This window comes from Sphingobium indicum B90A (assembly GCF_000264945.2).
In the GTDB taxonomy this organism is placed as follows: Bacteria; Pseudomonadota; Alphaproteobacteria; order Sphingomonadales; family Sphingomonadaceae; genus Sphingobium; species Sphingobium indicum.
In genome coordinates, this window is record NZ_CP013070.1 from 1,683,200 (window position 1) to 1,695,099 (window position 11,900).

The 11,900-nt window shown below is 65.0% G+C and carries 12 protein-coding genes; 4 read left to right on the forward strand and 8 right to left on the reverse strand.

The window, feature by feature from the left end; all coding sequences use genetic code 11:
* Positions 1–73: 73 nt before the first annotated feature.
* The 4 genes from SIDU_RS08175 to SIDU_RS08190 form a co-directional block, all read right to left on the reverse strand.
* Positions 74–757, reverse strand: a complete 684-nt coding sequence (locus SIDU_RS08175; protein WP_007684054.1) for a DUF1013 domain-containing protein — start codon at positions 755–757, stop codon at positions 74–76.
* 112 nt (positions 758–869) lie between these two features.
* Entirely contained in the window at positions 870–1,898 is a 1,029-nt protein-coding gene (locus SIDU_RS08180; protein ID WP_007684056.1) for a glycosyltransferase family 4 protein, read from the reverse strand.
* Between the two features lie 14 nt (positions 1,899–1,912).
* Positions 1,913–2,776 (reverse strand): UDP-2,3-diacylglucosamine diphosphatase, encoded by an 864-nt coding sequence (locus SIDU_RS08185; protein WP_007684059.1) that lies wholly within the window; start codon positions 2,774–2,776, stop codon positions 1,913–1,915.
* A 152-nt stretch (positions 2,777–2,928) separates the two neighbouring features.
* A complete protein-coding gene (locus SIDU_RS08190; RefSeq protein WP_007684061.1) occupies positions 2,929–3,915 on the reverse strand; it encodes an NAD(P)H-quinone oxidoreductase in 987 nt (328 codons plus the stop codon).
* A gap of 126 nt (positions 3,916–4,041) precedes the next feature.
* Between SIDU_RS08190 and SIDU_RS08195 the strand changes: the two genes are divergently transcribed.
* The 3 genes from SIDU_RS08195 (at position 4,042) to SIDU_RS08205 (ending at position 7,532) form a co-directional block, all read left to right on the forward strand.
* Positions 4,042–4,239 carry a DUF1192 domain-containing protein gene (locus tag SIDU_RS08195; protein WP_007684063.1) on the forward strand — a complete coding sequence of 66 codons (198 nt, stop codon included), beginning with the start codon at positions 4,042–4,044 and terminating at the stop codon, positions 4,237–4,239.
* 157 nt (positions 4,240–4,396) lie between these two features.
* Positions 4,397–6,718, forward strand: a complete 2,322-nt coding sequence (gene clpA, locus SIDU_RS08200; protein ID WP_007684066.1) for an ATP-dependent Clp protease ATP-binding subunit ClpA — start codon at positions 4,397–4,399, stop codon at positions 6,716–6,718.
* A 184-nt stretch (positions 6,719–6,902) separates the two neighbouring features.
* Positions 6,903–7,532 carry a glutathione S-transferase family protein gene (locus SIDU_RS08205; protein WP_007684068.1) on the forward strand — a complete coding sequence of 210 codons (630 nt, stop codon included), beginning with the start codon at positions 6,903–6,905 and terminating at the stop codon, positions 7,530–7,532.
* A 177-nt stretch (positions 7,533–7,709) separates the two neighbouring features.
* Here SIDU_RS08205 and SIDU_RS08210 read toward each other — a convergent pair whose 3' ends face one another.
* Positions 7,710–8,447: a Bax inhibitor-1/YccA family protein gene (locus SIDU_RS08210; protein WP_007684070.1), complete on the reverse strand. Its 738-nt coding sequence runs from the start codon at positions 8,445–8,447 to the stop codon at positions 7,710–7,712.
* Between the two features lie 120 nt (positions 8,448–8,567).
* On the opposite strand from SIDU_RS08210, the gene thpR reads away from it, so the two are divergent.
* Positions 8,568–9,125 (forward strand): RNA 2',3'-cyclic phosphodiesterase, encoded by a 558-nt coding sequence (gene thpR / locus SIDU_RS08215; RefSeq protein WP_007684072.1) that lies wholly within the window; start codon positions 8,568–8,570, stop codon positions 9,123–9,125.
* Positions 9,126–9,205: 80 nt separating this feature from the next.
* Here thpR and SIDU_RS08220 read toward each other — a convergent pair whose 3' ends face one another.
* The 3 genes from SIDU_RS08220 to SIDU_RS08230 all read right to left on the reverse strand — a co-directional run bounded on the left by SIDU_RS08220 (position 9,206) and on the right by SIDU_RS08230 (position 11,891).
* Positions 9,206–9,757: a superoxide dismutase family protein gene (locus SIDU_RS08220; RefSeq protein ID WP_025772754.1), complete on the reverse strand. Its 552-nt coding sequence runs from the start codon at positions 9,755–9,757 to the stop codon at positions 9,206–9,208.
* A gap of 363 nt (positions 9,758–10,120) precedes the next feature.
* Positions 10,121–11,197 carry an OmpA family protein gene (locus SIDU_RS08225; protein ID WP_007684075.1) on the reverse strand — a complete coding sequence of 359 codons (1,077 nt, stop codon included), beginning with the start codon at positions 11,195–11,197 and terminating at the stop codon, positions 10,121–10,123.
* 190 nt (positions 11,198–11,387) lie between these two features.
* Positions 11,388–11,891, reverse strand: coding sequence for a DUF2793 domain-containing protein (locus tag SIDU_RS08230; protein ID WP_007684077.1), 504 nt, complete (start codon positions 11,889–11,891; stop codon positions 11,388–11,390).
* Positions 11,892–11,900: the final 9 nt, after the last annotated feature.

The window sequence follows — 11,900 nt, forward strand, 5'->3', positions numbered from 1 at the left end:
TCATGCCGAGGCGCGGCCCTTGCTGCGGTGCTTTATCTCGTCCCTCCGCGCGGAGCGGATTGACGTTACGGCATCACAGGTGACCCTTGTTGTCGCTGAACGGATCGAGGATCTTCGCGGCGCCCGAAATCAGGTCGGATTCGCTCTTGAGCGCCTCTTCCGCGCGGCGCGTGGCGTCCTCGCGCTCGCGGCGCAATTCGTTGATCAGCGCCTCGCGGTCGCCGTCCAGGCGCGAATCGGTGGGGGCTTCGATGCCCGCCTTCTTCGCCGCCTTCGTCACCAGCGCGTCCAGTTCCCGCTGCGAGCAGAGACCCAGCGTCACCGGATCCTTGGGCACGATGTTGGAGATGTTCCAGTGGGTGCGGTCGCGGATCGCAGCGATGGTGGTGCGGGTGGTGCCGATCAGCTTGCCGATGGCGCCGTCCGAAATCTCCGGATGGTTGCGCAGGATCCAGGCGATGCCGTCCGGCTTGTCCTGGCGCTTGCTGACGGGGGTGTAGCGCGGCCCCTTGGTGCGGCGGACCGGCTCCGGGCCCTTCAGCATCTTCAGGCGGTAATCCGGATTGGCCTCGCCCTTGTGGATTTCCTCCATCGTGATCTCATGGGCGCGCACCGGGTCGCGGCCGGTATATTTGGTGCCTGCGGTATCGTCGGCGATGGCCTGGACTTCCAGGATATGCAGCCCGCAAAACTCCGCGATCTGGTCGAAGCTCAGCGCGGTGTTGTCGACCAGCCAACTGGCGGTCGCATGGGGCATGAGAGGCTGGGACACGGGAATTCTCCGGCATGAAACGACAAGGGCCGCCCAAGCAGGGCGGCCACGCCCGACCTGAGATAGTGCATCCCGCCCCGCCCGGCAAGGAAAAGCGTCAGGCCGCGCTGTCGAGCGCCTGGGGATCGATATTGTGCAGGCCGGCAAGAAATTCCCGCGCGCTGCGTTCCCAACTGAAGCTCCGGCCATGGGCGGCGCAGGCGCTGCGGTCGCAGAGGAGCGCGGCGGCGATGGCGTCCTCCAGCCGGTCGGACAAGGCGCCGCTTTCCGGGGTGACGATGTCCACCGGCCCCGTGACCGGATAGGCCGCGACCGGCGTGCCGCAGGCCAGCGCCTCTATCATCACCAGCCCAAACGTGTCGGTGCGGCTGGGAAAGACGAAGACGTCCGCGCCCGCATAGGCCCCGGCCAGTTCGGTTCCGAACATGGGTCCCAGGAAATGCGCCTGCGGATAGGCCTTTTCCAGCATGGCGCGGGCCGGACCGTCGCCTACCACAAGCTTGGCGCCGGGATGGCCGCTGGCCAGGAAAGCCTCCAGATTCTTCTCCACCGCGACGCGGCCGACATAAAGCTGGATCGGGCGCGGCAACCCGGCGAAGAAGGCGGGCGGCGTCGCCTGCGGCGTGAAGGCGGCCAGGTCCACTCCCCTGCCCCATGGGCGGACCTGCGCCAGCCCATGAGCGCGCAATTGCCGCCGTACCGACGGCGTCGACGCCAGCACCGCTTCGGCCGGGCCGTGGAACCAGCGGATATAACGCCAGAACCAGGCGGCGGGCAGGCCGGTGCGCTGCGCCACATAGTCCGGGAAATGGGTGTGATAGGCGGTGGTGAAGCGGATGCCGCCGCGCAGGCACCAGCGCCGCGCCGCCAGGCAGAGCGGCCCTTCGGTCGCCAGATGGATCGCGTCGGGACGGAAAGCCGCGATCATCCGCCCCACCACGCCCGAACGGGCGAAGGCCAGCCGTATTTCCGGATAGGTCGGGCAAGGGATGGAGCCGAACAGGTCGGGCGAGATCAGCTTCACCTCATGCCCCATCCTCTCCAGTTCCGCCTGCATGGTCTGGAGCGTGCGGACGACGCCGTTCACCTGCGGGCTCCAGGCGTCGGTGACGATGATGATGCGCATGGCGGGCGCTCCTGTCAGGCCGCGATCCGGGAGGGTTCGCCTGCTGCGCGCCGGGCGATCTCCTCGGCCCAGTGCAACACCTCCATCCGCCCGTCGAAATGCTCGACCAGCGCGGTGCATCCCTCCACCCAGTCGCCGTCATTATAATATTGGACGCCTGCGATCTCGCGGATTTCGGCATTGTGAATATGGCCGCAGACCACGCCGTCGACGCCCCGCGATCCGGCCTCATGCGCCACCACCTCCTCGAAGCGGGAGATGAACTCCACGGCGTTCTTGACCTTGTGCTTGGCCATCTTGCTGAGCGACCAATAGGGCAGGCCCATGCGCCGGCGCGCCGCGTTCACCACGACATTGACGCGCATCAGCATGGCATAGGCCGCGTCGCCGACGAAGGCGAGCCAGCGGTGCGCCAGCATGATCGCGTCGAACTCGTCGCCATGCAGCACCAGCAGCTTGCGGCCGTCGGCGGTCTCATGGATCGCCTTGCGCCTTATCTCGACGCCGCCGAAGCTGAGGCCGGTGAACTGGCGGAACATCTCGTCATGATTGCCGGGGATATAGACGACGCGGGCGCCGCGCCTGGCCCGCTTCATCAAGCGCCAGATGACGTCATTGTGCGCGGCGGGCCAGTAGAAGCGGCGCTTCAAACGCCAGCCGTCGATGATGTCGCCCACCAGGTACATGGTGTCGCTGTCGACGCTGTCGAGGAAATCGATCAGCATCCCCGCATTGCAGCCCCGCGTGCCCAGGTGAATGTCCGAAATCCAGATCGTGCGATAGCGGCGACGCGTTCCCTCCCTTTCCGGAATGGCGAACCTGTCGTCGGCGCCATCGTCCAACTCCGCCAGGAAAGGCAGGCGCGTGACGGCGTTCATGATGCGACCCCTGAGCTGTTTCCCTCAGGCGCGAATCCCTAGCGGCTCTATGTTACAATTTCGCAGCGAATGTGACGGAAATGCGACGGTTGTGGCCAGTCGCAGACCTCCCCATCTCGATGGGGAGGAACAGGATAGGCCCGCCTCCCCCCTCAAACCGTCAATACGATCTTCCCGAAATGATCGCCCGAATCCATCCGCGCATGCGCCTTCGCCGCCTCCGCCAGCGGAAAGCGCATGTCCATCGCCGGGCGCAGCCTTCCCTGCTCGATAAAGGCCCATACCACCCGCATCAGCTCGTCCGCCACCAGGCTCTTGAATGCCACGGATCGCGGCCGCAGCGTCGATCCGGTCAGCGTCAGCCGCCTTCTCATGATCGCGGGAATGAAGACCTCCGCCTTGGGTCCGCCCGTCGTCGCGATGGACACATGGCGCCCGTCCTCCGCCAGGCACTGGATGTTGCGCGGCAGGTAATCCCCGCCCACCATGTCCAGCACCGCCTGCACGCCCTGCCCGCCGGTGATGCGCTTCACTTCCTCGACGAAATCCTGGCTGCGATAATTGATCGCATGGTCCGCGCCCCAGGCCTTCGCCTGCTCGCACTTCCCGTCGCTGCCGCAGGTCACGATGACGGCGATGTCGAACAGCTTGCAGAGCGAGATCGCCATGGTGCCGATGCCGCTGGTGCCGCCATGGACCAGCACGGTGTCGCCCTCCACCACATAGGCGCGCTCGAACAGGTTGCTCCACACGGTGAACAGCGTTTCCGGCAGGGCGGCCGCCTCGACCAGGTCATAATCGTCCGGCACCGGCAGGCACTGGCCTGCGGGCGCCACCGCATATTCGGCATAGCCCCCGCCAGGCAGAAGCGCGCAGACGCGCCGGCCGATCAGCAACTCGGCGCTGCCGCCCGCGGCGACGATGGTGCCCGAAACCTCCAGCCCCGGAATGTCCGGCGCGCCGGGCGGCGGCGGATATTTTCCCAGCCGCTGCATCACGTCGGGCCGGTTGATCCCTGCGGCCGCCACCTTGATCAGCACCTCGTCGGGGCCAGGCGCGGGAACCGGCCGCCGCTGCGGCACCAGAACCTCCGGCCCACCCGGAGCCGCTATGCCGATCGCCGTCATTTCAGTCGGCATTTCGTTCGGCCTTGCGCCTTCATTCGCCATTACGGCCCTCGCGGCAGATGTTGCACCGCACCACAATCGACGGGCGGAATGAAGGCCTTATTGACAGAGTGGCCCGCAGGGTCAACATTGCAAGTCATGGACATGGATGACGATCTGCCCCGAAAGGCCGATGATCCGCTGGCCCGACTGCTCCGACAGGATCTGGGCCCATTGTCCCTTTCCGATCTCGAAGCGCGCATCGAAGCGCTGGAGGGCGAAATCGCCCGCACCCGATCCAGGATTGATAACGCCGTTAACCACAAGGCAAGCGCCGAGGCGTTATTCAAGCGATGAACCCGCGCCCCGCCCTCCGCGACTCCGACAAGGGTCTCTCCGGGCATGGGCAGTCTGGCAATTCCGGCGGTCAGGATGTCCATCTTGATCCGGCGTCGAGCAATGCCGACATATGGTTCAAGACAACCCCTCATTGGGGGTCAGGAGTATAAAGAACATGCCATCTTTCGCACCCGCCCTTGAGACCACCCTGCATAACGCGCTGACCCACGCGTCGGAGCGCCGTCACGAATATGCGACGCTGGAGCATCTGCTGCTCGCGCTGATCGACGATGAACATGCGTCGAAGGTGATGCAGGCCTGCGGCGTGGAGCTTGGCGAACTGTCCGACGCGGTGACGCAATATCTGGACACCGAACTCGACAGCCTGAAGGTGGAAGGGGCCAGCGACCCCTCCCCCACCAGCGGCTTCCAGCGGGTGGTCCAGCGCGCCATCCTGCATGTCCAGTCCTCCGGAAAAGACGAAGTGACGGGAGCCAATGTGCTCGTCGCGCTTTTCTCCGAGAGGGAGAGCTACGCCGTCTATTTCCTCCAGCAGCAGGACATGAGCCGCCTGGACGCCGTCAGCTACATCAGCCACGGCGTCGGCAAGGGCACCGCCGTCCCCGAGCAGCAGCGCGAGACGAAGGGCGCCGCCGAAGAGGAAAAGAAGACGCAGGACAGCAAGGGCAAGAAGGACAGCGCCTTGGAGCAGTTCACCGTCAACCTCAATGAGAAGGCGGCGCGGGGCAAGGTTGACCCGCTGATCGGCCGCGCTTCCGAAGTCGACCGGACGATCCAGATCCTCTGCCGCCGGTCGAAGAACAACCCGCTCTATGTGGGCGATCCGGGCGTGGGCAAGACCGCCATCGCGGAAGGCCTGGCGCGCAAGATCGTGGAGGGCGAGGTTCCCGACGTCCTCAAGGAAGCGGTGATCTACTCGCTCGACATGGGCGCGCTGCTTGCCGGAACCCGCTATCGCGGCGATTTCGAGGAGCGGCTGAAGGCGGTCGTCACCGAACTGGAGAAGATGCCGCACGCGGTCCTCTTCATCGATGAGATCCACACCGTCATCGGCGCCGGCGCGACCAGCGGCGGCGCGATGGATGCGTCCAATCTGCTCAAGCCTGCCCTGTCAGGCGGCACGATCCGCTGCATCGGCTCCACCACCTACAAGGAGTTCCGCAACCATTTCGAGAAGGACCGCGCCCTGCTGCGCCGGTTCCAGAAGATCGACGTCAACGAACCCACGGTCGAGGACACGATCAAGATCCTGGCCGGGCTGCGCAGCGCGTTCGAGGAGCATCACCACGTCAAATACACCCCCGACGCGATCAAGGCGGCGGTGGAACTGTCGGCGCGCTACATCAACGATCGCAAGCTGCCGGACAAGGCGATCGACGTGATCGACGAGGTCGGCGCGATGCAGATGCTGGTGGTGCCGTCGAAGCGCAAGAAGACCATCACTCCCAGGGAGATCGAGCAGGTCATCGCGACCATGGCCCGCATCCCTCCCAAGACCGTCTCGGCCGACGACAAATCGGTGCTGGAAACGCTCGACACGGACCTCAAGCGCGTCGTCTTCGGCCAGAACCGGGCGATCGAGGTGCTGTCCTCCGCGATCAAGCTGTCGCGAGCGGGCCTGCGCGATCCGGACAAGCCGATCGGCAACTATCTCTTCTCCGGCCCCACCGGCGTCGGCAAGACGGAGGTTGCGCGGCAACTCGCCCATCTGCTCGGCATTCCGCTCCAGCGGTTCGACATGTCGGAATATATGGAACGCCATTCGGTCAGCCGCCTGATCGGCGCCCCTCCGGGCTATGTCGGCTATGACCAGGGCGGCCTGCTGACCGATGCGGTGGACCAGAATCCGCACAGCGTCCTGTTGCTGGACGAGATCGAGAAGGCGCATCCGGACCTGTTCAACATCCTGCTCCAGGTGATGGACAATGGCCGGCTGACCGATCATCACGGCAAGACGGTGGATTTCCGCAACACCATCCTCATCATGACCACCAATGCCGGCGCGTCGGACATGGCGAAGGAAAGCATCGGCTTTGGCGAACTCACCCGCGAGGATGCGCAGGAAGACGCGGTGAAGAAGCTCTTTACCCCCGAATTCCGCAACCGCCTCGACGCCATCGTTCCCTTCGGCTATCTGCCGCCGGAAATCGTGGCGCGGGTGATCGACAAGTTCGTGCTCCAGCTCGAACTGCAACTGGCCGACCGCGACGTCCACATCACCCTGGACGACGAGGCGAAGGCCTGGCTCACCAAGCGCGGCTATGACAAGCTGTACGGCGCGCGCCCGATGGGCCGCCTGATGCAGGAGAAGATCAAGCAGCCGCTGGCCGAGGAACTGCTGTTCGGCAAGCTGGTCCATGGCGGCGAAGTCCATGTCCGGCTGAAGGACGACGCGCTGGCCTTCGAAATCACCCCCGCCGCCCCCAAGAAGGGCAAGAAGCGCGGCCGGTCGAAGCCTGCGGAATCGGCCAAGTAAAGGGTCGAAGAATGAAGGAAAAAAGGGCGGCCCGACGGGTCGCCCTTTTTCTTGAGCGATGGTAATGAACCGGACGGGACTATCGGGCCGCTTCCCTGATCCGCGCCGCCGCTCGCCATGGCCGGTCCATGGAACAGCCTCGCCCGATCCCGAACGACGCCCGCCGATCGCAGGAGAGCATGCCATGGCTGAAACCATTACCCTCTACACCAACCCGATGTCGCGGGGACAGATCGCCCGCTGGATGCTGGAGGAGGTCGGCCAACCCTATGAGATGGTCGTGCTGGATTATGGCGAAGGCGGCATGAAGTCCGCCGATTATCTGGCGATCAATTCGATGGGCAAGGTTCCCGCCATCGTCCATGGCGGCAGGACGATCACGGAATGCGCGGCGATCTGCGCCTATCTGGCGGACGCCTTTCCCGCCGCGAACCTCGCGCCGCCGACGGACAGGCGCGCCGACTATTATCGCTGGCTGTTTTTCGCCGCCGGCCCGGTGGAAGCGGCCGTCATCAACAAGGCGCTCGGCTTCGTCGTTCCCGAAGGCCGGGAACGAACGGCGGGCTACGGCACGTTCGACACCATGGTCGACACGCTGGAACATGCCGTCTCAGGCCCCGGCTGGATTTGCGGCGGCCAGTTCACCGCCGCCGACGTCTATGTCGGTTCGCAGATCGACTGGGGCCTGACCTTCGGCACGATCCCCAGCCGCCCCGTCTTCGAAGCCTATGCCGCCCGCCTGCGCGAACGCCCGGCCTATAAACGGCAGAAGGAGATGGACAACGCCCTCATCGCCCAGATGCAAAAACCTTAAAAATCCTCCCCATCTTTCGATGGGGAGGGGGACCAGCCGAAGGCTGGTGGAGGGGAATTGCGCAGGTAGCGCCTCTTTTCCTCCGCCAGTCCGTTACGCCCCATATGCTGTCCTCCAATACAAAAAGGCCCGGCGAACCTCTCCACCGGGCCTTTCCCCAATCTTGCAATGGCGCCCTCAGTCCCGCTGGCTGCCCATGAAGCGCAACAGGAACAGGAACATGTTGATGAAGTCGAGATAGAGGTTCAGCGCCCCCATCACCACCGACTTGCCCATCATGTCGGTCCCCGCGACATGGGCATAGATGCTCTTGATCTTCTGCGTGTCATAGGCGGTCAGGCCAGCGAACAGCAGCACGCCGATGAAGCTGATCACCAGGTTCATCGGGCCCGACCGCAGGAACAGGTTGATGAGGCTCGCCACCAGCAAGCCGACCACGCCCATGATCAGGAAGGTGCCGAAGCCCGAAAGGTCGCGCTTCGTCGTATAGCCCCACAGGCTCAGCCCCGCGAAAGCCGCCGCCGTTGCGAAGAAGGTCTGCGCCACCGACGTGCCGGTATAGACCAGCAGGACGGAGGAGAGCGACAGACCCATCACCGCCGCATAGGCCCAGAACATCGCCTGCATCGCAAAGGTCGACAGCCGGTTGATGCCGAAGCTCATGGTCATCACGAACAGCAGCGGCGCGAACATGATGACATATTTCAATATGCCCGGCCCGGCCAATATCTGGTAGGCAAGGCCGCTCGACGCGAACAGCATCGCGACCACGCCGGTCAGCAGCACGCCGCTCGCCATATAATTGTAGACCGACAGCATATAGCTGCGCAGGCCAGCGTCATACGCCTCCCCGCGCGCGACGGTCGCGCCGCCAAAACCCGCAATGTCAGAACGCGGATCGGACCAATTGGCCATGAGAAAATCTCCTTCACCGGCGGGATAGCAGCCGGTTTCCCTATTATCGGCTTATCCCGCGCCATATTCAAGCACGGACCGCAGCCTGACTCGTTGCGACGAAGCCGCTATGACAGGAGCATGCACCGTCTTTTCGTCGCCATCCGCCCCCCGCCCGCCATCCGCGTCCGATTGCTCGGCCTGATGCATGGCATCGCCGGGGCGCGCTGGCAGGATGACGACCAACTGCATCTCACCCTTCGCTTCGTGGGCGAAGTCGACCGCCCGCAGGCCGACGACCTGGCCGACGCGCTGGGCCATATCCGCTTTTCGCCGTTCGAAATCGCCCTGTCCGGCGTCGGCTGCTTCGACCGCAAGGGCCAGGTCCACACGCTCTGGGCGGGCGTGCAGCCCCGCGACCCCCTCGCGCAACTTCATCGAAAGGTCGACCGCGCCTGCGTCCGCATCGGCCTTCCTCCCGACAATCGAAGCTATTTGCCCCACATCACCCTGGCGCGCTTCGGCCGGACAGCCGGTCCGATGGAACCGTTCATGGCCCTCCACGCCGCCCTCGCAAGCGCGCCCTTCACGGTCGACGAATTCGCCCTGTATGAAAGCCAGCCAGGCCAGACAGGTTCGACCTACCACATGATCGAACGCTACGGCGTGCAGGACCACCCCTATCCCCGTTCAGGCTGAGCCTGTCGAAGCCCCCTTCTTTCCTGAAGAAGAGAAGCGCCCTTTCCGACAGACCGAAATCGATCCATCGCCCGCGAAAGCTATCCCGCAGACAAGACGCCGCAGGCCACGCGCCCACCGGCATTGCCCGCCGGATCGGTCTTGTTGTCATCGGCCTGCGCATGGATGACGACCGCCGCGCCATCGCCGTCCAGCAAGGGAGTCGTTCCCGAACTGACTGTCCCGCCCGGAATGACATATTCCATCTCGCCCGCACCGTCGGCGCCCGCGATCATGTTGGGCATGTCGCCCATATGCATGCCCGCCGGATTATCCTTGCCATGCTTGTGTCCGGTCGGATTCCAATGCCCGCCCGCGCTGGCGAAGTCGGGCGGCGTGCAGCTTCCGGCGGTATGGACATGCACGGCATGCATGCCCGGCGTCAGTCCCTGGCCGCGCACCAGCACGTGAAGGCCATCGGCGGCCTGGGTCACGGTCGCCTCTCCTCGTGGCGATCCGTCTCCGGCCAGCAGCTTCGCATGGGCGACAGGCGCGGCGGCATCGCCGACCGGCGCCGTCGCCGACGATCCGGTCGCGCAACCCGACGCCATGGCGGCCATGGGCAATGCCAGAAGAATTGCGGCAATTTTCATAATGATCCAACTCCCAGAGGAATGCTGCCAGGCGAACGCGGCATGACGGTCTTTTGTTGCCTAGGCGGTCCGAAATGTCACAGCTTTTCGTTCCGATCGCTCCGCCGGGCCAAAGCCAGGACCAACTCCCGCCAGGCGCTCGAACAAGACACGCGGCTCGACAGCAGCCCAATCCCGCCGGCTTGCATTCACACCCTGCATTCGGGGCGGCGTGGCCCAGCCCGAACGGAACACCGGCCATTTCGTGCGAAGCCAATCACGGCTGGCTTCGCTACCTCTCCTCCGCGGACAAACCGCATGGAAAAAGGGGCCGGTCTTGCGACCAGCCCCTCGATCCTCTTCCATCCCGAAGGATGGAAAATCTTACTGACCCGAACCCGGACCGTAGGTGATTTCCACGCGACGGTTCTGCAGTTCGCGAACGCCGTCGGCGGTTTCGACGCGGGGGTTCGATTCACCGAACGCCTGGGTCGTGATCACGCCGTCAGGGATGCCCTTCGACGAGATATAGGCCTTGACGGCATCGGCGCGGCGCTGGGACAGGCCGACGTTGTAGGAGGCCGAACCCGAACGGTCCGCATAACCCGCCAGCATGACCTGGGCGCTGCCGCAGTTGCTGTAGGCCGAAACCGCATTGTCCAGAATGGTGGCGGCGTCAGGCGTGATGTCCGACTTGTCCCATTCGAAGAAGACGATGTACGGCCCAGGGCTGCACTCGGCCACCGGCGGCGGAGGCGGCGGGGGCGGAGGCGGCGGGGGCGGCGGAGGCGGCGGAGGCGGCGGCGGAGCAGCCGGTTCGCCACCGAAGTTGTAGGTCAGGCCCAGCAGCAGGCTGTGGGTGCGCAGCTTGGTGTCGACCGACGAACCGGCGGGGCCGCCGATGGTCGTGTAGGCCGGAACCAGCTTGATGTCGTCCTGGTTGAAGAAGCGATACTTCAGCGAGACGTCCACGTTGGTGGTCAGCGGATAGCGGACGCCAGCGATCGCCTGCCAGGCGAAGCCGGTGTCGGAATCGTTGACCAGGTCGTTGGCCAGCTTGCCGCGCGACACGCCGACGCCGCCGCCGACGAAGCCCTGCAGGCCGTCATCGGGACCGAAGTCCAGCAAGCCGTTCAGCATGAACGACAGGGCCGAAGCCGCGCCGCCGAAACCGCTCTTGTCCAGGTCGACTTCAGCGCGCTTGTAACCGGCTTCCGCTTCCAGGCGGAAACCGCCGAAGTCGTAACCGATCACGGCGTCGCCGTCGAAGCCCTTGTGGTAGTCCACGCCGGCGACCGTGTTGCTGGCGGCGCCAGCGTTGCCGGGGGTGAAAGTGATGTCCTGATCTTCGACGAGAACAACGCCGGAGTCGATGCCGACATACCAGCTATTGTCACGCGCCAAGGCCGGGGTGGCCAGGGCGCTGGTCGCAAGCACAGCCGCGAGGGCAAGCTTCCGCATCTGAATTCCCCTTTCAAAAGTGTCACGAAGGACTGCTGAAACCCTGTATCGGCTAGAAAGTTTCATGGCAAGTCCACAATTGGCAAAACTGTTGCAAAAATAACGCAGTTACGCCGCCGTCCTGCCCTTGGCCCCTCATTCGCAAAGGCAATTTCGGCAAGGGGCCGCCCCATCAAAAGCCACAGCCGGCTCAGGTCGCGATCAGGCCATGTGTTCGCAACGCGCCCAGAATTGCGGCAAGGGCCGAACGCGCCTCCATGTCGACGGTCGCGCCGCCCGCGGGATCGGCGATGGCCGCCGCCGCCGCGCCCACGACCCGTTCCCCGCCGACATAGAACCCGTCCGCCCGCACGGCGCAATCCTCCCAATGCGCCCCGTCATGACGCATCGCATGCCCCCTGTCCGCGACCCACAGCGAAAGGCCCTCGCGCGGCGCGGCGAAACGCCACCCCCCTTCCGTCCAGCAGGCCAGCGCCCCATCCTGCCCTTCCCAGGCGCCGCCCGCCCCGGCGGCCACGATCCAGCATGCGCCGACCGCCGGCGATGCGGGCGGCTCGTCCTGGTCGGCGCTTTCCACCGCGCCGTGCAGCAGCATGTCGATCCGCGCCAGCGCCTCGTTATGAAACAGCTCCTTCTGCGCCTGCCCGGCAAAGAGCTGGGGCAAGGCCCAGCGAAGCGTCGAGTCCATCGTCATGATTCGATT